Annotated in this window: 22 protein-coding genes; 9 read left to right on the top strand and 13 right to left on the bottom strand. The window is 66.1% G+C overall.

All coding sequences use genetic code 11. The features are described 5' to 3' along the window. Positions 1–7: 7 nt before the first annotated feature. From HNP71_RS07030 to rsmD, 3 genes are read left to right on the top strand one after another with little or no spacing between them, the layout of a single operon-like run. The gene (locus tag HNP71_RS07030) at positions 8–718 is read left to right on the top strand and encodes a gamma-glutamyl-gamma-aminobutyrate hydrolase family protein (protein ID WP_183266177.1); all 711 of its coding nucleotides are present in this window, start codon (positions 8–10) and stop codon (positions 716–718) included. Next, a complete protein-coding gene (locus tag HNP71_RS07025; protein ID WP_183266176.1) occupies positions 711–1,457 on the top strand; it encodes a pseudouridine synthase in 747 nt (248 codons plus the stop codon). Before HNP71_RS07030 ends, HNP71_RS07025 begins: the two co-directional genes overlap by 8 nt. Next, on the top strand, positions 1,454–2,002 hold the full coding sequence (gene rsmD / locus HNP71_RS07020; protein WP_183266175.1) for a 16S rRNA (guanine(966)-N(2))-methyltransferase RsmD: 549 nt from the start codon (positions 1,454–1,456) through the stop codon (positions 2,000–2,002). Before HNP71_RS07025 ends, rsmD begins: the two co-directional genes overlap by 4 nt. Here rsmD and HNP71_RS07015 read toward each other — a convergent pair. Then, on the bottom strand, positions 1,992–2,714 hold the full coding sequence (locus HNP71_RS07015; protein ID WP_183266174.1) for a type 1 glutamine amidotransferase: 723 nt from the start codon (positions 2,712–2,714) through the stop codon (positions 1,992–1,994). The two genes, rsmD and HNP71_RS07015, sit on opposite strands and share 11 nt — an antisense overlap. Before the next feature lie 95 nt (positions 2,715–2,809). Between HNP71_RS07015 and HNP71_RS07010 the strand changes: the two genes are divergently transcribed. The 3 genes from HNP71_RS07010 to HNP71_RS07000 are packed head-to-tail and all read left to right on the top strand — an operon-like array spanning position 2,810 to position 6,825. Next, complete coding sequence (locus tag HNP71_RS07010) at positions 2,810–4,582, top strand: putative bifunctional diguanylate cyclase/phosphodiesterase (RefSeq protein WP_183266173.1); 1,773 nt, start codon at positions 2,810–2,812, stop codon at positions 4,580–4,582. Between the two features lie 28 nt (positions 4,583–4,610). Next, positions 4,611–6,359, top strand: a complete 1,749-nt coding sequence (mutL, locus tag HNP71_RS07005) for a DNA mismatch repair endonuclease MutL (RefSeq protein ID WP_183266172.1) — start codon at positions 4,611–4,613, stop codon at positions 6,357–6,359. Positions 6,360–6,417: 58 nt separating this feature from the next. Further along, positions 6,418–6,825 carry a ketosteroid isomerase-related protein gene (locus HNP71_RS07000; RefSeq protein ID WP_183266171.1) on the top strand — a complete coding sequence of 136 codons (408 nt, stop codon included), beginning with the start codon at positions 6,418–6,420 and terminating at the stop codon, positions 6,823–6,825. Positions 6,826–6,896: 71 nt separating this feature from the next. On the opposite strand, the gene HNP71_RS06995 is transcribed toward HNP71_RS07000, so the two are convergent. From HNP71_RS06995 to HNP71_RS06940, 12 genes are all read right to left on the bottom strand, one after another. Beyond that, positions 6,897–8,111: a porin family protein gene (locus HNP71_RS06995; RefSeq protein WP_183266170.1), complete on the bottom strand. Its 1,215-nt coding sequence runs from the start codon at positions 8,109–8,111 to the stop codon at positions 6,897–6,899. A gap of 210 nt (positions 8,112–8,321) precedes the next feature. Next, positions 8,322–8,729 carry a fluoride efflux transporter CrcB gene (gene crcB / locus HNP71_RS06990; RefSeq protein ID WP_221246669.1) on the bottom strand — a complete coding sequence of 136 codons (408 nt, stop codon included), beginning with the start codon at positions 8,727–8,729 and terminating at the stop codon, positions 8,322–8,324. A 1-nt stretch (position 8,730) separates the two neighbouring features. After that, entirely contained in the window at positions 8,731–10,182 is a 1,452-nt protein-coding gene (gene purF / locus HNP71_RS06985) for an amidophosphoribosyltransferase (RefSeq protein WP_183266169.1), read from the bottom strand. Between the two features lie 91 nt (positions 10,183–10,273). Then, positions 10,274–10,849: a CvpA family protein gene (locus tag HNP71_RS06980; protein ID WP_183266168.1), complete on the bottom strand. Its 576-nt coding sequence runs from the start codon at positions 10,847–10,849 to the stop codon at positions 10,274–10,276. Beyond that, positions 10,849–12,258, bottom strand: coding sequence for a DNA repair protein RadA (gene radA, locus HNP71_RS06975; protein ID WP_183266167.1), 1,410 nt, complete (start codon positions 12,256–12,258; stop codon positions 10,849–10,851). The genes HNP71_RS06980 and radA overlap by 1 nt, the downstream gene beginning before the upstream one ends. Before the next feature lie 2 nt (positions 12,259–12,260). Continuing rightward, the gene (locus HNP71_RS06970; protein WP_183266166.1) at positions 12,261–13,316 is read right to left on the bottom strand and encodes a hypothetical protein; all 1,056 of its coding nucleotides are present in this window, start codon (positions 13,314–13,316) and stop codon (positions 12,261–12,263) included. Between the two features lie 52 nt (positions 13,317–13,368). After that, positions 13,369–13,884, bottom strand: a complete 516-nt coding sequence (locus HNP71_RS06965) for an adenine phosphoribosyltransferase (RefSeq protein WP_183266165.1) — start codon at positions 13,882–13,884, stop codon at positions 13,369–13,371. Positions 13,885–13,950: 66 nt separating this feature from the next. Beyond that, positions 13,951–14,361, bottom strand: a complete 411-nt coding sequence (locus HNP71_RS06960) for a hypothetical protein (RefSeq protein WP_183266164.1) — start codon at positions 14,359–14,361, stop codon at positions 13,951–13,953. 55 nt (positions 14,362–14,416) lie between these two features. Further along, a complete protein-coding gene (gene pgsA, locus HNP71_RS06955) occupies positions 14,417–14,998 on the bottom strand; it encodes a CDP-diacylglycerol--glycerol-3-phosphate 3-phosphatidyltransferase (RefSeq protein ID WP_183266163.1) in 582 nt (193 codons plus the stop codon). A gap of 10 nt (positions 14,999–15,008) precedes the next feature. Then, positions 15,009–15,701 carry a TVP38/TMEM64 family protein gene (locus HNP71_RS06950; protein ID WP_183266162.1) on the bottom strand — a complete coding sequence of 231 codons (693 nt, stop codon included), beginning with the start codon at positions 15,699–15,701 and terminating at the stop codon, positions 15,009–15,011. Beyond that, positions 15,691–16,437, bottom strand: coding sequence for a glycosyltransferase family 2 protein (locus HNP71_RS06945; protein ID WP_183266161.1), 747 nt, complete (start codon positions 16,435–16,437; stop codon positions 15,691–15,693). Before HNP71_RS06945 ends, HNP71_RS06950 begins: the two co-directional genes overlap by 11 nt. Positions 16,438–16,441: 4 nt before the next feature. After that, a complete protein-coding gene (locus HNP71_RS06940; RefSeq protein WP_183266160.1) occupies positions 16,442–17,086 on the bottom strand; it encodes a 2OG-Fe(II) oxygenase in 645 nt (214 codons plus the stop codon). Between the two features lie 116 nt (positions 17,087–17,202). Here HNP71_RS06940 and zapE point away from each other — a divergent pair, with 116 nt between their 5' ends. The 3 genes from zapE (at position 17,203) to sucD (ending at position 20,585) form a co-directional block, all read left to right on the top strand. Beyond that, positions 17,203–18,357, top strand: a complete 1,155-nt coding sequence (gene zapE, locus HNP71_RS06935) for a cell division protein ZapE (protein ID WP_183266159.1) — start codon at positions 17,203–17,205, stop codon at positions 18,355–18,357. Positions 18,358–18,513: 156 nt separating this feature from the next. Continuing rightward, on the top strand, positions 18,514–19,710 hold the full coding sequence (gene sucC / locus HNP71_RS06930) for an ADP-forming succinate--CoA ligase subunit beta (protein WP_183266158.1): 1,197 nt from the start codon (positions 18,514–18,516) through the stop codon (positions 19,708–19,710). Next, entirely contained in the window at positions 19,710–20,585 is an 876-nt protein-coding gene (gene sucD / locus HNP71_RS06925; protein WP_183266157.1) for a succinate--CoA ligase subunit alpha, read from the top strand. Before sucC ends, sucD begins: the two co-directional genes overlap by 1 nt. Positions 20,586–20,729: the final 144 nt, after the last annotated feature.

The raw sequence follows: 20,729 nt of genomic DNA, 5'->3' as shown, positions 1-20,729 counted from the left end.
GCTACACATGAAAAAACGCCCCCTGATTGGTCTGACCCTGGATGCCGAGCCGGCTGGCGGCTGGTCCAAATACCCGTGGTACGCGCTGCGGCAGAATTACACCGAGGCGGTGAACAGCCTCGGCGGCTTGGCCGTGGCGCTGCCGCACGATGCCGCACTTGCCGAGGAGTATCTGGACCGGCTGGACGGGCTGATCGTGACCGGCGGGGCGTTCGACGTGGACCCGGCGCTGTACGGCGAGACGGAGCGGCACCAGACAGTGGAGCTGAAGGCCGACCGCACCACGGCGGAGCTGGCGCTACTGCAGGGCGCGCTGCGCCGGAACATGCCGGTGCTGGGCATTTGCGGCGGGCAGCAGCTTATGGCGGTGGCGCTGGGCGGCACGCTGCACCAGCATATCCCCGATGCCATACCGGACGCGCTGGAGCATGAGCAGAAGACCAGCCATTACGAGCCCGGGCATGAGGTGAAGATCCTGGCCGGGACGAAGCTGTACGACATCGTCGGCCCGGTGATGAAGGCCAATACCTCGCACCATCAGGCAGTGCGCGCCCCCGGGCGCAGCGTGGTGAACGCGCTGGCGCCGGATGGGGTGATCGAGGGGATCGAGGACCCGACACGTAAATTCTGCATCGGGGTGCAGTGGCACCCGGAATATTTCGTCGATGCGGGAGACAAGGCGCTATATGAAGCCTTCCTGGGAGCATGCCATGACTGAGACGCCCGAAACCGCGGAGCGCGGGGAGCGCATAGCCAAATTCCTCTCCCGCGCCGGGGTAACTTCCCGTCGCGATGCCGAGGCGATGATCGCGGCCGGACGCGTGCGGCTGAACAATGAGCCGGTGACCCAGCCCGCCACCTTCGTGAAGCCGGGCGACATGGTGCTGGTGGATGGCAAGCCCGTCTCCGAGCCCGAGCGCACGCGGCTGTGGCGCTACCACAAGCCCGACGGCCTCGTGACCACGCACAAAGACCCGGAAGGCCGCCCGACCGTGTTCGAGCATCTGCCCCCCGGCCTGCCGCGCGTGATCTCGGTGGGGCGGCTGGACCTCACCTCCGAGGGGCTGCTGCTGCTCACCAACGATGGCGCGCTCGCCCGCAGGCTGGAACTGCCCGCCACAGGCTGGCTGCGCCGCTACCGCGTGCGCGTGCATGGCGGCGTCTCTCCCGAGAAGCTGAAACGCCTGGCCAGCGGCATGCAGGTGGAAGGCGTGCAATACGGCCCCATCGAGGCGCATATTGATAGCGTGCAACGCTCCAACACCTGGCTCTCCATGAGCCTGCACGAGGGCAAGAACCGCGAAATCCGCCGTGTGATGCAGGCGCTGGAACTGCCGGTGACGCGCCTGATCCGTGTGGCCTACGGGCCTTTCCAGCTTGGCACACTGCCGCGCGGCGCGGTGGAAGAGGTGAACGGCAAGGTGCTGCGCGAACAGGTGCCGGGCCTCGCCAAATGAGCGAGCCGAGGATCATCGCCGGGGAGTTCAAGGGCCGCAAGCTCGCCGTCCCCGCGGGGCTGGAGACGCGTCCCACCAATGCCCGCGCCCGGCAGGCGGTGTTCGACATTCTGGCCCACGCCCCCTGGTGCGAGTTGCGTGGCGCCAAGGTGCTAGACGTGTTCGCCGGGACCGGGGCGTACGGACTGGAGGCGCTCTCGCGCGGGGCGGCATCGGCGGTGTTTTTCGAGCAGGCCCCGGCGGCGGTAGCGGCGCTGCGGGCGAATATCGCGGCGTGTAAAATGCAGGATGCTGCGCGCGTGGTGACAGGCGATGTACTCGCCGTCCCGCAGGGTACGGCGCACGACCTCGTGTTCCTCGACCCGCCTTACGGCAAGGATCTGGTACCCAAGGCACTCGCCGCCTTGCGGGCGCGCGCGTGGATCGCGCCCCAGGCGGTCATCGTGGCCGAGCTGGGCCCCGACGACACGCTGGAGACGCCCGACCTGCTGGCCGAGCGAGCCCATGGCAAGGCGCGGGTGAAAATCTGGCGCGTTACGCCTTAACCGCCAGCGCGGTCTCGGCGATGCGCAGGAAATTGCTGAAGACCTTGTTCGCGGCGTCGTTCAGCGCGGCGAAATTATCCTCCACCTCGGCCTGGATCAGCGGCAGGCTGCCCGGCCCGCGCACGCGCTCCAGCGCTGCCTCGTACTCCGGCAGCGCGCCCCATTCAGCGGCGGTGGTGTGGGTCAGCTCCATGTGGAATTGCAGCCCGTAGGCGGACTCGCCCAGGCGGAAGGCCTGGATGCCGCAGGCATCGGAGCTGGCCAGCAAAGTGGCGCCCTCGGGCAGACGCTTCACCTCCGCCCCGTGCCACTGGAAGCAGGTACAGAGCGGCGGCACGCCGGTGAAGATCGGGTCCGGCTGGATGGGCACCTGCGAAATGCCGACTTCCGGCGCGCCGTCCATGAGCGCCACATGACCGCCGCAGGCCTGGGCCAGGAGCTGGTGGCCAAGGCACAGCCCCAGATAAGGCCGCCCGGCCTGCACCCAGTCGCGGATCACCGTCATCTCCTCGACCAGCCAGGGATGCTTGTCGGTCTCCCACACATCCATCGGGCCGCCCATCACGAGCAGGATGTCGTAACCATCGAGCGGCGGAATCGTCTCGCCCTCATCCAGCTCCACGGCGTGCATCTCATGGCCTTCGCGGGCCATCACGTCGCGGAAACTGCCCGGATGCTCCGAGGCCACATGCTGAAACACAAGAATTCTCATGAGTAACCACTCCCCAGCGTCACCTCATATTTATTGCAGGGAACAAAAATTTCGTAAACCGCGCGTTGAGCGGCGGTTAAGGTTTTTCGGCTTTGATGAACCCCGTTTTTACCATTCGGGGCATGACGATGGGCTATCTGCATATCGACGGTTCCGCCGCCGCAACCCTGGCGGCACTGGCTCTGGCGGCGCTGGCGTTTGTGGCCATGCGGCTGGACAGCGCCGCCCTGCACCGGCGCCTGAAGGCCGAGAACGAGGCGCGGCGGCTGTGGAACCGAGGACTTGCCGATGCCAGCCTCGACGGGCTGCTGGTACACCGCCAGGGCGTGATTCTGATGATGAACCGCGCCCTGGTGCGAATGCTCGGGGTACGTGAGCGCGAATGGGTGGGGCAGAGCTTCGCCACGCTGGCGCAGGATGACCATGTGGCTCCCCTGCGCGCCGAGCTGGAGGCCCCGCAGACGGCCCTGGCGGAATTCACCCTGCTGCGGGCCGACAAGATGCCTCTCGTGGTGGAGATCAGCAGCCAGGCAATGGAGTTCGAGGGCCTGCCCGCCACCGCCACGGCGGTGCGCGACATCACCCAGCGCCGCGCCGATGCCGAAAAAATTGCCCGACTGACGCATTACGACGCGCTGACCGGCCTGCCCAACCGCGAGCTGTTCACGGGGGCATTGCAGGCGGCTCTCGCCGGGACCACGCGCGGCCAAGCGGGGGTGACACTACTGCTGATGGATATCGACAACTTCAAGATCCAGAACCAGCAGCTCGGGCGCGTGGGCGGCGACATGCTGTTGCAAATGCTGGCGATGCGCATGCTCTCCCTGCTGACCACGGAGGATATGCTGGCCCGGCTTGGCGGCGATAAATTCGCCCTGCTGCTGGGCGCCAGCGGGCCGCCCAATCGCGGCGCGAGTCTGGGCGGGCAGTTACTCGCGGCCTGCGGTGAGCCATTCATCGTGGAAGGGCGGCTGGCGCGGCTCACGCTCTCCGCCGGACTGGCCATGTACCCAGAACACGCCGCCGAGGCGGAGGCGCTGCTGCGCGTGGCGGAGCTGGCCCTGGGCAAAGCCAAAGAAAGCGGCGGCGGGCTGTATGTGTACCGGCACGAGGATCAACGCCCGCAGCGGATCACCGGCCCGGCCCCGGAAACGCTGCGCGGCGAGCCCAGGGTGCTGTACCAGCCCGTGTTCAGCCTGGCCGATCTGTCGCTCGCCGGGTTCGAGGCCCTGCCCCGCTGGCAGCACCCCTCGCGCGGACTGCTGGGGCCGGATGAGTTCATGCCGCTGGCCGAGTCGGCCGGTGTGGCCCAGGAGCTATGCGGCCAGATGATCGAGCGCGCCTGCGCCGAGTCCCTGGCCGCCAACGTGCCCCGCATCTCGCTCAACCTGCTGGAACTGAGCACCAACCTGCCCGCGCGCATCGCCGCGATCCTGCGCAAGACAGGGTTGAGGCCCGAAGCCCTCGAAATCGAGGTCAGCGAGGCGCAGATGGCCAACCGGCCCGAACAGGGACAGTTGCTGCGCGAGCTGCAAAGCATCGGCGTGGGCATCGCGCTGGACGATTTCGGCACCGGTGCCACCACGCTTAACGCGCTGCGCCATCTGCCGCTGACGCGGCTGAAGATCGACCGCCGCTACACCGCCAAGCTGGGACTCGACCGCAATGCCGACGCCATGCTCGGCGCCACTCTCACCCTGGCGGCGAGTTTGCACCTGGAGGTAACGGCTCTGGGGGTGGAGACCGAGGCGCAGCTCGCCTTGCTGCGCGAGGCGGGGTGCCATGCGGCGCAAGGGCGGCTGCTGGGCGAACCAGCCTCGCGCCCCGTGGCCCGGCCAGCTTCTCGGCGCGAGGCGGCCATGGGCTGAGACTCGGGCTGCGTGCTATAGAGAGAAGATGCCGCCGCAGATCCGCCGCCTTGCCGAAACCACCGTCAACCGCATCGCCGCCGGCGAAGTGATCGAGCGCCCCGCCGCCGCCGTGAAGGAGCTTGTGGAGAACGCGCTGGATGCCGGGGCGAAGCGGATCGAGGTGATCCTCGCCGGGGGCGGGATCGAGCGGATCGAGATCATCGACGATGGCTGCGGCATTGCCGCCGAGCAACTGGCTTTGGCCATCGAGCGGCACGCCACCTCCAAGCTGGCCGACGAGGCGCTGGTGCGCATCACCACGCTGGGGTTCCGGGGCGAGGCACTACCTTCCATCGGCGCGGCAGCGAAGCTCACGCTCATCAGCCGCCCGGCGGAGCAGGATTCGGCGTATCGCATCAATGTCTCCGGGGGGGCGGTCAGCGAGGTGGCGCCCGCGCCCGGCGTTACAGGCACGCGGGCCATCGTCGAGGATTTGTTCTACGCCACCCCGGCGCGTCGTAAGTTCCTGCGCTCGCCGCGCGCCGAGGCCGCCGAGCGCACCGTGTGGCGGCTGGCGTTGGCGGCACCGCATGTCGCCTTCCGGCTGGTCTCCGGCGAGCGCGTGCTGTTCGACCTGCCCGCCCAGACCGAGGCGGCGCGGGTGTCGGCACTATTCGGGCGCGAGACCGCCGCCTCCCTGCTGCCGCTGGAAGCCGAGCGCGAGGATGTGCAGCTCACTGGGCTGATCGGTCCCGCCAGCCTCTCACGCGCCACGATGGGGCTGCAAAGTTTCGTTGTGAATGGCCGCCCGGTGCAGGACCCGATGCTGCGGCTCTCGCTGCGCCTCGCCTACCGCGACGTGATGCAGGCCGGACGCCATGCCGTGGCGGCGTTGCGCCTGACGTTGCCCGAAGAGGCGCTGGACGTGAACGTGCATCCGGCCAAGACGGAGCTGCGCTTTGCCGACGCCAATGGCATCCGCAGCCTCGTCATCGGCGCCATCACCCGCACGCTGGAACGCCCCGTCTCACTGGCTTTGGCCCCGGCAGCCGCCCCCGCCCCAAGCCGCGCCCCCGCACCGCGCCTACCTTTTGGCGCACCGCCGCCCCCCTCCTACGCCGCGCGTGGCTTTGCCGAGGCCGAGTTGGCTTTGGCCGCGCCGCCCGCTGCAAGACAATTTTCCGCGCCCCCTGCCCCGCCGCCCACCGAACATCCGCTGGGCGCGCCGCTGGCGCAGATATTGGATACCTACATCCTGGCCGCCGCCGCCGATGGCTCGCTGGTGATCGTGGATCAGCACGCCGCACATGAGCGCCTGACCGAGGAGCGGCTGCGCGAGGAATTCACCGCCGGGCGAGTGGCGAGTCAGCCGCTGCTGGTGCCGGTGGTGGTGGATTTCCCGCCCATCGAGGCCGCTCGGCTGATGGCGGAAGCCGGGACACTGGAAAGACTAGGCCTGGAGATCGAGGCCTTCGGGCCTGGGGCGATTCTGGTGCGCGCCGTGCCCGCCGCGCTGAAGAACCCGGATGCCGCCGGGCTACTGCGCGACCTCGCGGGCGAGTTCGCCGAGTCGGATGCGCCGCTGGCTCTGGAAGCCAAGCTCGACGGCGCGCTGGCACGGCTGGCGTGCCATCGCTCCATCCGCGCCGGACGACGGCTGGCGCTGGAGGAAATGTCCGCCCTGCTGCGCGAGATGGAGGCAACCCCCCGCGCCGCCACATGCAGCCACGGACGCCCGACCTTCCTGAAACTCTCCCGCGCGGATCTCGAAGTGATGTTCGGACGCCGCAACTAATTCGTCTCTTGCCCCGCAGCCGGGGTGCACGGCATGGTTATTCCAGAAAGGAAAAAACATGACCGAGACCGTCCATCAGCTCATCAACGCCTATTATGCCGCCTTCAACAACGGCGACACCGCGGCGATGCTGAGTCTGCTCACCGACGATGTGAAACACGACATCAACCAATCCGGCAGCGAAACCGGCAAGGCGGCCTTCGCCGTGTTTCTGGAGGAGATGAGCCGCTGCTACCGTGAACGGCTCACCGATATCGTGGTACTGGCCGATAAGAGCGGCACCCGCGCCGCGGCGGAATACCTGGTGCATGGCGAGTATCTGGAAGCCGGGCATGGCATGCCCGTGGCACATGGGCAGAAATATGTGCTGCCAGGTGGGGCGTTTTTTTCCATCCGCGACGGTAAGATCGCCCGCGTCACGAATTACTATAACCTGCCCGACTGGCTGGCGCAGGTTTCCAAATAAACTAACACCGTTCAGGCAATAAAAAGGCCGGGGAAATTCCCCGGCCTTTTCCGTTTTGGCTGAGCGCCAGATTAGAACAGCAGACCGGCTTCCAGCGTGCCGGTGAACTGGCCATGGCTGCCGGAGTAAGGCTGGTAGGAGACACCGTCAGACCCCTTGGTGTGCAGCAGGTAGATGTAACCAGCGTTCGCACGAGCAAACAGGTTCTTGTACTGCCAGGTCGGCGCAACGGCGAGGCCGATGGCTTCCGCGTTCGGGCTGATCGCCCAGGTGTAGGTCGTCGGGGTCTGACCCGGCACCGTCGACGCATTCGCCGCGGCATGAGAGTCGAAATACTCAACCCAGCCACCCAGAGAGTAGGGGGAGGTGCCGAAGGTATAGTCGCCGAACAGGGCGGCACCGAAGGTGCTGGACTCGCCCGTAATGCCGATCTGACGATCCGGACGGGCATAGGTGTACTGGATCTCCGGCACCAAGCTCAGGTTGCCCAGGGTGTAGTTGTAATAGGCGCCGATCAGAGCGTTGTTGGCATAGGCATTACCCCAACCGGTGATGCCGTTCGGCTGCTTACCACCACTAGGCAGCGCGTACATGTAGGTGTTCGGGCCGGTCTTGCCGAGGTTGTAGGCGCCATACACGTTCAGCACGTTGTTAGCGTTGAACTTGTAGCTCAACAGGGCCTGGAGGGTGTTCCACACGCCGGAGTCGGTGGAGTCACCGAACTGCACGGTGGCGGAGAACGGCCCTTCGGTCAGGGTCGCCTCAACGCCACGGGCGTTGTTGTTCTGCACGTAGTACAGCAGGGTCTCGAGCTGCACGGCGTTATAGTAGTCGGCGCCATATTCCCAACCTTCGACGGAGGGGAGCATACCAGCGGAGACGGTGACCGGGGAATTCGGCGGGGCAATGGTGATGTAGCCCTCATAGAGCGGGCCGGTCGGGAACTGGGTGATGGAGGCGTTGGCGATATGGCCCTTGCTGTCGTAAGCCTCGGCGCCCAGAACCTGGAAGGAGTTCGCGCCCAGCTCAATGGTGAACTGCACAATGCCAGTGGTCTTCTGGATGTTCAGGATGCCGGAGCTGATGTTGAAGCCGTTGGACTGGATGCCATTCGGCGTGTTGCTCATGACATAGCCGTAACCGTCAACGCCGCCGCTGATTTCCAGGTTGCCGAGCGGGCCGCCATCGATGGTGATGGGCTGCGGGGCCGTCATGGCGTGGGCAGCGTGCAGGGCCAGGAGGGAGGACGCGGCCGCGAAGCCGAGGCCAAGAAGATGACGACGCATATATAAGTCTCCTCTACGCGCATTTTGAATGCGACTGATAACAGGACCCCGCCCACCACTCCCCAGACATTCAGGATCTCTGCCGTGGAGGGCTAAAAGGGTAACGACTATATTTCTAACCGCCAAAAAGGCATCGGTACTAGGCAAAAAGCGCAACCCTATAACTTTGCAGCATTTGTGTGGCGCAAATGACACAAAATCTTAAACGGTTCAGCCTTGACGCGGGGCGTTTACTGCTTGTGCGACAGACACGCCCAAAGCGCAGGCAAGCAGACATAAAATCACTGACGCAATGACATAAAAAACAGCACGGCCGGTATGGCCGTTGCGGGCCAGTTCAACCGTTTGCAAACTGAAAGAAGAAAAAGTGGTGAATCCGCCGCAAACACCTACGGTCACGAAGAGTCGGGCTTCTAACGGCAATGGGAATCGCCCCTGCGCACTGGCGATGGTGCCGAAGCAGCTGATGACGAAGGAGCCGAGCACATTGATGAGCAGCGTACCCCAGGGAAACGAGGCACCCAGGGCGAGCGTCATGGCATTGCCCAAAGCATAACGGGCGACGCTGCCGAGAGCGCCGCCCAGAGCCACCCAGAGATAGGCGGCGATATCGTCCATGTTACTTCGTTTCGGCCAGCAGGCTCGGCTGGTTGTCGCGCGGCTCGTTGTTGTCGGTCAGGTCGATCGGGTAATCGCCGGTGAAGCAGGCATCGCAGAAAGCCGGCGATGCGGCATCTCGCCCAGGCTTTCCGAGCGCCCGGTAAAGACCGTCGATGGAAATGAACGCGAGGCTGTCCGCGCCGATCAGCTTGGCCATTTCCTCGACGCTGTTGCGCGCGGCCAGCAGCTTGCTGCGTTCGGGCGTATCGATGCCATAGAAGCAGGAATAAGAGGTCGGCGGGCCGGCGATGCGCAAATGCACCTCGGCCGCACCGGCTTGGCGCACCATCTCCACGATCTTCTGCGAGGTGGTGCCACGCACGATCGAGTCGTCCACCAAGACCACACGCTTGCCCTCGATCATCGCGCGGTTGGCGGAGTGCTTGAGACGCACGCCCAGATGGCGGATCTGGTCGGTGGGCTCAATGAAGGTCCGGCCCACGTAATGGTTACGGATGATGCCAAGCTCAAAGGCAACTCCCGAAGCCTCGGCGAAGCCCATGGCGGCGGGCACGCCGGAATCGGGCACCGGCACGATCACATCGGCCTCAACCGGGGCTTCCTTGGCCAGCTGGGCGCCGATCATCTTGCGCGCGGTATAGACCGAGGTTCCCTCCATCACGGAGTCGGGCCGGGCGAAATAGATGTACTCGAACACACAGAAGCGCGGCGGCTGCGGGGTGAAGGGCTTGATGCTCTGCACCCCCCTGTCGTCGATAATGACGATCTCGCCCGGCTCCACGTCGCGCACGAACTCTGCGCCCACAATTTCCAGCGCACAGGTCTCGGAGGCCAGCACCCAGCCGGTCTTGCCGTCCGCTCCATGGGTGCGGCCCAGGATCAGCGGGCGCACGCCCAACGGGTCGCGCACGCCGATGAGCTGCTCCTGCGTCAGCGCCACCAGCGAGTACGCGCCGATAACCTGCTTCACCGCGTCGATCAGACGATCGATGACGTTGGAGTAGAGCGATATGGCGATGAGGTGGACAAACACCTCGGAGTCCATGGTGGACTGGAACAGGCAGCCCCGGCGCACCAGCGCGCGGCGCAGCGTGTTGGCGTTCGTCAAGTTGCCGTTATGGCCGACCGCCAGCCCGCCGAACTCGAACTCCGCGAAGAGCGGCTGCACGTTGCGCAGCACCGTCTCGCCCGAGGTGGCATAACGGTTATGCCCGATGGCGCGGGTGCCGGGCAGGCTCGCCATCACCTTGGCATCGCCGAAATTGTCGCCGACCAGACCAAGCCCCTTATGGGAATGGAACCGTACGCCATCATGCGTCACGATACCGGTCGCCTCCTGGCCGCGGTGCTGCAGGGCATGCAAGCCCAGCGCAGTAATCGCCGCCGAATCCGCCACATTCCAGGCGCCGAAAACGCCGCACTCCTCGTGCAGCTTGTCATCATCAATCATCGGGCCCAACCTCCAAGCCTACGCGCGCGTCAACTACTCGCGCACCGCCGTGATGTCGAGGCGGCTGCGCAAAAAAGTGCCACCGCCGTGTTTAATATGTTTGCAATGCGCTGCCCGCGACGGGCTGCTGCATCAGCGTGGCGGCTGCCGGGGCGGGACTGCCGGGCAGCGGGTCCACCTTTGGCTGATAGGTGCCAGGCAGCAGGGAAACCAGCGCCTTCGCGCCCTGATAGGCCATCGGCAGGAAGCGCGCCTTCACCACCGGATCGGGCCATTGCGGCTGCGCCACGCCCACCGAAAGCGCGACGTAAGCGACGCACACCACCAACGCCCCGCGCACCGCGCCGAACACCAGCCCAAGGCTGTGATCCAGCCCTGAGAGCGCCGAGTCCCGCACCAGACCGCCAATAAGCGCGCTGACCAAGCTGAGCACGATCAGCACGATCAGGAACACCACGGCCATGGCGCCGTAGATCACGAAGTTCTTCATGCTCGCGGGCAGGATGGAGGCGATCTCGGGCTGCGCCAGCGGGTAGAGCTTCACCGCCGCGAAGGCGGCGCCCACCCAGGCGCCTACGCCCAGAACCTCACGCACAAAGCCGCGCACCATCGAAATTGCCGCGGAAAGCAGCACCACCACCAGCGCGGCGGCATCGATCCAGGTCATCAATTCTCCTCGTTACGCCCTGGTTTTACCCCGGCCGCGATGATCCCAACAAGGTCGGTCAGGTGCCCAATTTCAACCAGTCCCAGCGATTTCGGTACAGAAATTTTTGCAGTCCCGCCCGCCACGCGCTTCGGCGCCGCCGCGCGAGCGAAGCCGAGCTTCGCCGCCTCCTTCAGGCGCAGCTCCGTCTGCGCCACCTGGCGCAGTTCGCCGGAGAGCCCGACCTCGCCAAAGAACACCATTTCCGGGCTGGTCGGCACGTCGGATGCCGCCGAGATCAGCGCCGCCGCCACGGCGAGGTCCGCCGCCGGTTCGCCCACGCGCAGCCCGCCCGCCACGTTCAGGTACACGTCGTTCATGGCGAGCTTCAGCCCGCAGCGCGTCTCCAGCACCGCGAGCAGCATGGAGAGCCGCCCGGAATCCCAGCCGATGACCGAACGCCGGGGCGAGCCGCCCGGGTTGGGGGCGAGCAGCACCTGGATTTCCACCAGCACGGGGCGCGAGCCCTCCAGCCCCGCGAACACTGCACTGCCCGAGACATTGCCCCGCCGCTCGGCCAGGAACAGCGCCGAGGGGTTGGCGACCTCGGAGAGGCCGGAGCCGGTCATCTCGAACACGCCAATTTCGTCGGTCGCGCCGAAGCGGTTCTTGATGCCGCGCAGGATGCGGAACTGATGGCCGCGATCGCCCTCGAAATGCAGCACCACGTCCACCATGTGCTCCAGCACGCGCGGCCCGGCGATGTTGCCCTCCTTGGTGACATGCCCGACCAGCATGAGCGCGAAGCCTTGCGTCTTGGCGGCGCGGATCAGCTCGAAAGCGGCGGCGCGCACTTGCGTGACCGAGCCGGGGGCGGAGTCCACGCCCTCGGTCCACATGGTCTGGATGGAGTCGATGACCACCAGCGCCGCCTTGGGGAATTGCGCGAGGCTGGCCAGGATGTCCCCCAGCTGGGTCGCGGCGGCGAGATGCATGGGCGATTGCGTGAGGCCCAGCCTGCGCGCGCGCAGGCGGATCTGGTCCACGGATTCTTCGCCGGAGATATACACGACCTCCCGCCCTGCCCGGCCCAAAGCCGCCCCCGCCTGGAGCAGCAGGGTGGATTTGCCGATGCCCGGATCGCCGCCGACCAGCACCACCGAGGCGGGAACCAGCCCGCCGCCGAGCACACGGTCGAACTCCGCGATAGTGGTGGGCACGCGGGGCGGCGGTGGGGAGATGCCCTCCAGCCCGACGAACTCGATCTTTCCGGCCTGCCGCGCGCCGTCCTTCAGCCCGCCCGGCAGAGCCTTGGGAACAATCTGCTCCTCCAGCGTGTTCCACTCGCCACAGGCCTCACACCGCCCCGCCCATTTCGGGAAGACGCTGCCGCAGGCGGAGCAGACATAGGTTTTAGCCGGCTTCGCCAAGGTTAGCTTGGCTGCCAGCCATAGGTCTTGGCGAGGAAGGTTTGCAGGCTAACCTGAGCGTCCACCGGCAGGCTGAGCGCGGCCAGGGCTGCAGCCAGCACCGGGGCGGGTTGCAGGCTGATGGCGCTGGCATCGGCGGCGGCGGAAAGCCCTGGCGTGGTGCTGGCGGTCGTGGCCGCCTTGCGCCATTGCGCCACGGAATTGGCGTCGGTCAGGCGCGGGAGCACCAGCAGGAAATCCAGCCGCGCGGCAACGGCGGCGGCGGCGTAGGCTGCATCCAGGAATGGTTCTGTGCCGGGGCCGAAGGCGAGGGCGTCGGGCAGGCTGGGAAAGAGCGGATCGGCGGCGACACGGCCGCTGGCATCCATGGCACCAAGGCTGAAGGCCGGTACGGCGCCCGAGGCGGAGAGCGGTGCCAGATCCTCTGGCACGCCCTCACCGCTGATGAACACCGCATCCACCTCGCCCGCGATGAAGGCGCGGGTTTTGGCGGCTGTATCGCGCAGGCCGAACACCGGGGCGGTGGCCACGCCGATTCGCGCCAGCGCCAGCAGCGCCGCGAGATCGGCGCTCTGCGGCGAATCCGCGCCCAGGCGCAGCGGGGCCATGGATTTGAGCAGGTTGAGATCAGGCTTCACGCCGCCTGCGGCGCGAACCATCAGCACGCCGGAATTGCCACCCGCGAGCAGCGGGGTCCAGCGCGTGGGGTCGAAATGCACGCGGCTGTCGCCGCAGAGGAAAGCGATGAGCGCCACGCCGGGTAGGATGGCGGCAGTCTTGCCGTCGGGCACCACCAGGGCGTCCAGCCGGTTGGCGCCGGTCACGCCGTCCAGCCCGCCGACCGTCATGGTATTTATGGCCGGATTGCCGGGGAAACAGCCGGACATGGCGAGCGCGCAGGCATCGCCCCAGCGGCTGGTCTGCTGGCCGTCCGGCCCGGCGACGAGCAGGGTCAGCGGCGGCGCGGCAACGGTGACCGACACATTGTCGGCCCACCCCTTGCGCGCCAGCATGGCGGCGAGCGCCAATCCGGTGAACATATCCCGGCGTTTCAGCATTCCACCTTTCCGCGTTTCCTGGCGGCGGACATTAGGGGAACCCCCGGTTTCGTCAATTGTCGTACTGAACGAGCGCCTCGAACGGCACGTCCAGCTTGTCACGGCCGCCCAGGAAGGTCAGCTCGATGAGCGACGCGGCGGCGACCACATCGCCCCCCACCTTCTGCAGCAGCTGGATCCCCGCCGCCATGGTGCCACCGGTGGCGAGAAGATCATCCACCACGACAACGCGCGCGCCGGGCTCGATGGCGTCCGCCTGGATCTCGATCCGGTCCGTGCCGTATTCCAGCGCGTAGTCCAGCCCCACGGTGGCGCCCGGCAGCTTGCCCGGCTTGCGCAGCATCACGAAGCCGCAGCCCAGCTTCAACGCCAGCGGGGCCGCAAGCAGGAAGCCGCGGCTCTCAACGCCCGCCAGCACGGTGGGGTGATAGGCGCGCACCACGTTGGCCAGACGGCCCATCGCCACCTGCCAGGCATCGGCGTGCCGCAGCAGGGTCGAGATGTCATAGAAAAGGATCCCCGGTTTGGGGAAATCCGGAATACCGCGAATATGTTGCTTCAGGTCCATGATGGCGCTCCTATAGCCGGTCCGGCCCGGGGGGCAAATCCTGCCGCCGCGTGGCCGGGGCTGGGGTTATCTTGCGTCGCCCGGTACGGCGGGCACCACCTGCGGCGCGCCGTTCACTGTGTTGTAGAGTTGGCCATCAGTGGGACTTTCGGACTTGCCGTTATCCTTCGGCTCCTCGCCGGGCGGATAAGGCGACGGCAAGGACGGCGTATAGCCCTGGCCGAGCGGCAGGTTCGAATATTTCTGGACCTGGCTCAGCGTCGGCATCGGCTGCACGGGGCCGGGCCAGACATCGCCGGGCTGCGGTTGCAGCGGGGCGAGGGTCACGTCATGTCCCAGGGCGCGCTGCGCCGTCTCGCTGGTGGTGGCCGGGGCGTTGGGGTTGCCGAACGGCCACAGGGAATGAGCGGCGAAATGCCGCTCGCTGGCACAGCCGGAGAGAACCAGCAACAGGCCCACGGCCAGGGATATTCGCAAACTTCCGTCTCCTTGGGGATGGGGGCAAAGCAGTGTGAGAAAGCCCGCGGCGCTCTCAGGCATCCACGCCGACGCCAGCATGCCGCAGCCCGGCGGTGAGGTAGTCCCAGCCGGTAATCAGGGTCAGCGCCGCGGCAAGCCAGAGCAGCGTGCCGCCGATCCAGTCCATCGGCAGGGAACCCAGGCCCATGACGCGCGCGCCATCGCCGCCCAGCAGCAGCAGGCCTAGGGCGACCATCTGCACGCCGGTCTTCCATTTGGCGAGCTTTGTCACCGGCAGGCCAACGCGGATCTCGGCCAGATATTCACGCAGGCCCGAGACCAGAATCTCGCGCAGCATGATGACAATGGCCGGGTACAGCCCGTAGGCCGGTAGCCGCCCGAAGCCGACCAGAGCCATCAGCGTGGCGCCTACCAGCAACTTGTCGGCAATAGGGTCGAGCATGCGGCCAAAATCGGAAAGCTGCTTGCGCTCGCGGGCAAGGTAGCCGTCTAGATAATCGGTGATCCCGGCCAGGGTGAACACCAGCGCGGCGAGAAAATCGGGCAGCGGCCCGCGCAATGCCGCCAGCAGCACCAGCAGGGGGATCGCGCCGATCCGGGACAAGGTCAGGACATTGGGCAAATCTGTCAGCATTGCCGCTACCCTAAACGGGTTTTTGCGCTGGTGAAACCGCTAAAACCCGCGCCAGCAACCGTCCCAGATACCAGGCGAGCGCCAGCGTGGCCACGGCACCGACCAGTAGCAAGGCGGTATGCAACCAGCGCTCGGGCCCGGCGGGCAGGCGCGTCCCCCAGCCGCCCAGCGCACCGATGACGACGTAGCCGAACAAGGCCGGCAGCGAGGCCAGAGTTCCCATCATGTAATGGCGCGGCGAGACGCCGGAGAGCCCCAGCGCGTAGGAGGTGAGGCAGAACGGCATGACTGGCGACACACGCAGCAGCGCCACCAGCCGCCAGTCTTCGGCGGAGACGGCGCCGTCCAGCCGGGCGAGAAACCCACCGCGGCGCAGCAGCGCCTGCGCCCAGGGCCGCGCCACGCCGCGTGCCAGCGCAAAAGCCGTCACCGCCCCGGCCATGACCCCAGCGGCACTGGCGGCGAATCCGGCAACCACCCCGAACACCACGCCAGCCGCGATGCCGATCAGCCCGCCCGGCACGATGCCCACGAGCGCGAAAACAAACGCAGCGCCGCAGAACAGGACGAGCCCCAGCGCCCCCAGCGCGCGCAGGCTGTCCGCTCCCGCTACCACGGCTCCCGCAATGCGCGGCCCGGCCAGCACGCTCACCCCCAGGGAGAGCGCCACGACCGCCAGCAGCACGAGGACCTTAACCCGCATCGGCGAAGAGCGGGTCTTGCCGCCACCCCCAGCGCGCCAGCCGGTAGGTGAGCGCGGTGCGCAGCACGCCCAGCCCATACACCACCGAGCGGCGGAAATTGATCGAGGAGGCCTCGGCGAAATAGCGCGTGGGACAGGAGATCTCGCCGATCTCGGCATTATGCCACCGGGCCAGGGCCAGCATCTCGTTATCGAACACGAAATCGTCCGAGCAGCGCTCCAGGGGCAAAGCGCGCAGCAGCGCCGCCGACCACGCCCGGTAGCCGGTATGGTATTCGGAGAGTTTCAGCCCAAGCAGGATATTCTCGACGAAAGTAAGTCCACGATTGGCGATGTATTTGTAGAACGGCATGCCGCCCTTGAGCGCCCCGCGCCCGAGAATGCGCGAAGCCAGCACCGCGTTGTAATGGCCCGAGGCGATCATGGAGGCCATGGCCGCCACCAGCTTCGGCGAATACTGATAATCGGGGTGCAGCATCACCACGATATCCGCGCCACGCGCCAGGGCCTCTTCGTAGCAGGTCTTCTGGTTGCCGCCATATCCGCGGTTCTTCTCATGCACCAGCGTGTGCAGCCCGAGCCGGCGCGCGAGGGCCACCGTCTCGTCCTTGCTGCCGTCGTCGGTAAGGATCACATCGTCCACGATGTCGCGCGGGATTTCCGCCACGGTGCGCTCCAGCGTGCGCGCCGCATTATAGGCGGGGAGGATGACAGCGACTTTTTTTCCAGCCAGCATCTGCTCAGGCCGCCCGGGTAAGGCGCTTGATGAACGCCGAGAGATGGTGCCGGCGCATCTCGGCCTTCGCCTTGGCGCTGGTGGTCATGTAGTTCATCTGCACCACGTAGCGCTGACCTATATACTGCTTGTGCCCATGCCAGGTGGTCGGGCCGTTGGGGAAGACGAGGAGCGTGCCGTCCACCGGCGGCACCTCGGCGGCGTAGTTCTCCAGGTCGTCCGGCCCGCGCAGCAGGCGCAGGCAGCCTTCCCGCCGGGCCCAGGCAGCACCGTTGCTGGGGTTCAGATACAGCAGGATGGTCACGCGCTTAGCCAAGGAATCGGTGTGGATCTGTCCATCCTGCTCACCGGAATTGCCGCGCAGCGTGGTCATGGAGGGCGCGCCCTTCAGGTCGAGCCCGAATTTCTCAGCCACGATCTCGCGGAACGTCTCGCTCTGCAGTCCGGCGATGGCGGCCTTGGCGGCGGGGGCGAGCTTCAGCGCCTCGATGGGGAAGCTTCCCCGCCCTTTCATTGGCGGCAATGCTGCAAATACGGCCTGCAGCGCCTCGGGCTTCACAAAACGCGGCAACAGGATATGCGCGAACGGGTCGTTAGACACCCGTGTGGCACGCAGCGCCTCGAAATCTAGCACATCCATAGGTTGCATCCCTAGCAAAACTCCTGCTCCGACATCAATGCGCCGTTAAAATTTGCGCATCAACCCCGCGCGAGTGACAGTTTTCCCGTGTTGCTCCGCACAATCGGTTGCAGTATCGCCGCGGAATGTCCAGCGCCTCCTCCACCGTGACCGGCGTGATTCCGGCCTACCGCGCCCGCATTGCCGCCGGCACCATCGTTTACGACCCGGCCCAGGCCGCCGCTGCCGAGCGGTTACAGGATTTGTGGAGCAAGCTGCGCGGCTACAATCCCTCCCCCCTGCCCTCCACGAGCAATAGCGGCTTCCTCAGCCGCCTGCTGCGCCGCAAGCCAGTGGATGAAACCCAGGACCACCCGAACGGGCTGTATATCGTCGGCGAGGTGGGGCGCGGCAAATCCATGCTCATGGATCTGTTCTTCGAGGCGGCGGAAGTGCCGCGCAAAAAACGCATCCACTTCCACGAATTCATGCAGCAGACGCATAGGCGCTTCCACGCCATCAAGCGCGCGCATCCCGAGATCTCGGACCCGATCCCCCCGCTGGCCGACGAGATCGCGGGGGAAGCCGCCCTGCTCTGCTTCGACGAATTCCAGGTGCACGACATCGTGGACGCGATGATCCTGGGCCGGTTGTTCGAGGCGCTGTTCGCCCGCCATGTGGTGGTGGTCGCCACCTCCAACACGATCCCCGATGACCTTTATAAAGGTAAGCCGGGACGCGATGCCTTTCTGCCCTTTATTGCGCTCATCAAGCAGAAACTCGACGTGCTGGTGCTGGAGTCGGCGCAGGATTACCGGCGCGGGCGCCTGCACGGCCTGCGCGCGTGGTACGTGCCCGCCGACAGCCGGGCCGACGCCGCGCTGGACAAGGTCTTCAGCACACTGACCGAAGGCGACAAAGTGCGGGCTGACACGCTGACGATCCAGGGCCGCAAGCTTACCGTGCCGCTGGCCGGGGCCGGAGCCGCGCGGTTCGACTTCCATGCCTTGTGCGGCGTGGCGCTGGGGCCGGGCGACTACCTCGCTCTGGCCACGCATTATCACACCCTGGTGATCGACGGCGTTCCGCGACTCTCGCCGGATAATTTCGACGAGGCCCGGCGTTTCGTCACGCTGATCGACGCGCTCTACGAGCACCGGGTGAAGCTCTACGCCTCCGCCGCCGCCTTCCCCGATGAGCTGTATCGCTCCGGCGAAGGAGCGCAGATCTTTGAACGTACGGCATCGCGCCTGGAGGAAATGCAAAGCGAGACCTATCTCGCTTTGCCGCACCTGACATAGCACCCCCGGCGACCCGGCATAACACCTGACATAAAATGCATTCACTCGGGGCTCGTGGTTTTTGCCATGCAGCCAAGTGCTTGCTGCGCTCCATGAATGATAGTAGCACCCCCTGCGACGCCCCTTTAACCCAAGAAACAGGTAGGCTGAACGTACATGAACATACATGAATACCAGGGCAAAGAACTGCTGAAGGCCTATGGCGTCGCGGTTCTCGATGGGCATGTTGCCTGGACGCCCGAAGAAGCGGTCGAAGCCGCGAAGAAGCTCCCCGGTCCTATTTATGTGGTGAAGTCCCAGATCCACGCCGGTGGCCGTGGCGCCGGTAAGTTCAAGGAAGACCCGAATGGCAAGGGCGGTGTGCGCCTGGCCAAGACCCTCGACGAAGTGCGTGACGCCGCGAGCGCGATGATCGGCCACACGCTGATCACCAAGCAGACAGGCCCGCACGGCCGCCTGGTCCGCCGCGTGTATGTGGAAGCGGGTTGCGACATCAAGCGCGAGCTGTACCTCTCCCTGCTGATCGACCGCTCGGTGTCCGAGATCGTGATCATGGCCTCCACCGAGGGCGGCATGGAGATCGAGGAAGTCGCCGAGCACCACCCCGAGAAGATCCTGCGCGCCCCGGTTGACCCGGCCTCCGGCATCTCCGGCTTCCATGCCCGCAAGCTGGCCTTCGGCCTGGGCCTCGAAGGCAAGCAGATCGCCACCTTCGGCAAGTTCATCACCGCCATGTACAACGCCTATGTGGCGCTGGACGCGGCAATCATCGAGATCAACCCGCTGGTCGTGACCGGCGCTGGCGAGATCTACGCGCTCGACGCCAAGGTGTCCTTCGACGACAACGCCCTGTACCGCCACCCCGAGATCGAGGCGCTGCGCGACGAGGGCGAGGAAGACCCGAAGGAGCTGGAAGCCAACAAGCACTCGCTCTCCTATGTGGCGCTCGATGGCAACATCGGCTGCATGGTGAATGGCGCGGGCCTGGCCATGGCGACCATGGACATCATCAAGCTCTACGGCGCCGAGCCCGCGAACTTCCTGGACGTCGGCGGCGGCGCCACCAAGGAGCGCGTGACGGCGGCGTTCAAGATCATCCTCTCGGATCCGAACGTCGAGGGCATCCTGGTCAACATCTTCGGTGGCATCATGCGCTGCGACGTCATCGCCGAGGGCGTTATCGCCGCGGCGCGCGAGGTCTCGCTCTCCGTGCCGCTGGTGGTGCGCCTCGAGGGCACCAACGTGCAGCTCGGCAAGGACATCATGGCGAAGTCCGGCCTGCCCATCATCCCGGCCGACAACCTGGCCGATGCCGCTGAGAAAATCGTCAAAGCCGTGAAGGAAGCCGCGTAATGGCCATTCTCGTCAACAAAGAAACCAAGGTCATCACCCAGGGCTTCACCGGCGCTCAGGGCACCTTCCACTCCGAGCAGGCTCTGGCCTACGGCACCAAGGTCGTCGGCGGCGTGACCCCCGGCAAGGGCGGCACCAAGCACCTGGACCTGCCGGTGTTCAACACCGTTGAGGAGGCCGTGGCCAAAACCGGCGCCAACGCCTCGGCCATCTACGTGCCGCCGCCGTTCGCCGCCGACTCCATCCTGGAGGCGATCGACGCGGGCGTGGAGCTGATCGTCTGCATCACCGAGGGTATCCCGGTGCTGGACATGGTCAAGGTCAAGCGCGCCCTCTGCGGCTCCAAGTCCCGCCTCGTCGGCCCGAACTGCCCGGGCGTGATCACCCCGGACGAGTGCAAGATCGGCATCATGCCCGGCCACATCCACAAGCGCGGCTCCATTGGCATCGTCTCCCGCTCCGGCACTCTCACCTATGAGGCCGTGGCGCAGACCACCGCCGCTGGCCTCGGCCAGTCAACCTGCGTGGGCATCGGCGGCGACCCGGTGAAGGGCACCGACTTCATCGAAGTGCTGGACCTGTTCCTGCACGACGATGAGACCCAGGCGATCATCATGATCGGCGAGATCGGCGGCCCCTCCGAGATCGACGCGGCCGAGTTCCTGGCCCGCCACAAGATCAAGAAGCCGACCGTCGGGTTCATCGCCGGCGCCACCGCGCCTCCGGGCCGCCGCATGGGCCATGCCGGCGCCGTGATCTCCGGCGGTAAGGACACTGCTGCTGCCAAAATCGCCGCGATGAAGGAGGCCGGAATTTTCGTGGCTGATAGTCCTTCTTCGCTTGGCAGCACCATGGTTAAGGCTTTGAAGGGCTAAATCCTTGAAGGGGCGGGGAAAACACCGGCAACCATGCACGGTGAACAACCCTGCCCCTTTAACTTGGATAACGGCATCATAACCCTAGTGGGCTTATATGCGGCGCGGATGGGGAGACTTCGCCGTGCTGCCGTGAACTCCCCG

It is taken from the genome of Acidocella aromatica (genome assembly GCF_014201825.1).
Taxonomy (GTDB): Bacteria; Pseudomonadota; Alphaproteobacteria; order Acetobacterales; family Acetobacteraceae; genus Acidocella; species Acidocella aromatica.
Note: the sequence above shows the minus strand (reverse complement) of the source record. Positions and strands in the feature narration are given on the sequence as shown.

Coding starts and splice junctions, on each gene's coding strand:
- HNP71_RS07030 (WP_183266177.1), top strand. CDS start 8: ATGAAAAAACGCCCCCTGATTGGTCTGACCCTGGATGCCGAGCCGGCT.
- HNP71_RS07025 (WP_183266176.1), top strand. CDS start 711: ATGACTGAGACGCCCGAAACCGCGGAGCGCGGGGAGCGCATAGCCAAA.
- rsmD (WP_183266175.1), top strand. CDS start 1,454: ATGAGCGAGCCGAGGATCATCGCCGGGGAGTTCAAGGGCCGCAAGCTC.
- HNP71_RS07015 (WP_183266174.1), bottom strand. CDS start 2,714: ATGAGAATTCTTGTGTTTCAGCATGTGGCCTCGGAGCATCCGGGCAGT.
- HNP71_RS07010 (WP_183266173.1), top strand. CDS start 2,810: ATGAACCCCGTTTTTACCATTCGGGGCATGACGATGGGCTATCTGCAT.
- mutL (WP_183266172.1), top strand. CDS start 4,611: ATGCCGCCGCAGATCCGCCGCCTTGCCGAAACCACCGTCAACCGCATC.
- HNP71_RS07000 (WP_183266171.1), top strand. CDS start 6,418: ATGACCGAGACCGTCCATCAGCTCATCAACGCCTATTATGCCGCCTTC.
- HNP71_RS06995 (WP_183266170.1), bottom strand. CDS start 8,111: ATGCGTCGTCATCTTCTTGGCCTCGGCTTCGCGGCCGCGTCCTCCCTC.
- crcB (WP_221246669.1), bottom strand. CDS start 8,729: ATGGACGATATCGCCGCCTATCTCTGGGTGGCTCTGGGCGGCGCTCTC.
- purF (WP_183266169.1), bottom strand. CDS start 10,182: ATGATTGATGATGACAAGCTGCACGAGGAGTGCGGCGTTTTCGGCGCC.
- HNP71_RS06980 (WP_183266168.1), bottom strand. CDS start 10,849: ATGACCTGGATCGATGCCGCCGCGCTGGTGGTGGTGCTGCTTTCCGCG.
- HNP71_RS06970 (WP_183266166.1), bottom strand. CDS start 13,316: ATGCTGAAACGCCGGGATATGTTCACCGGATTGGCGCTCGCCGCCATG.
- HNP71_RS06965 (WP_183266165.1), bottom strand. CDS start 13,884: ATGGACCTGAAGCAACATATTCGCGGTATTCCGGATTTCCCCAAACCG.
- pgsA (WP_183266163.1), bottom strand. CDS start 14,998: ATGCTGACAGATTTGCCCAATGTCCTGACCTTGTCCCGGATCGGCGCG.
- HNP71_RS06950 (WP_183266162.1), bottom strand. CDS start 15,701: ATGCGGGTTAAGGTCCTCGTGCTGCTGGCGGTCGTGGCGCTCTCCCTG.
- HNP71_RS06945 (WP_183266161.1), bottom strand. CDS start 16,437: ATGCTGGCTGGAAAAAAAGTCGCTGTCATCCTCCCCGCCTATAATGCG.
- HNP71_RS06940 (WP_183266160.1), bottom strand. CDS start 17,086: ATGCAACCTATGGATGTGCTAGATTTCGAGGCGCTGCGTGCCACACGG.
- zapE (WP_183266159.1), top strand. CDS start 17,203: ATGTCCAGCGCCTCCTCCACCGTGACCGGCGTGATTCCGGCCTACCGC.
- sucC (WP_183266158.1), top strand. CDS start 18,514: ATGAACATACATGAATACCAGGGCAAAGAACTGCTGAAGGCCTATGGC.
- sucD (WP_183266157.1), top strand. CDS start 19,710: ATGGCCATTCTCGTCAACAAAGAAACCAAGGTCATCACCCAGGGCTTC.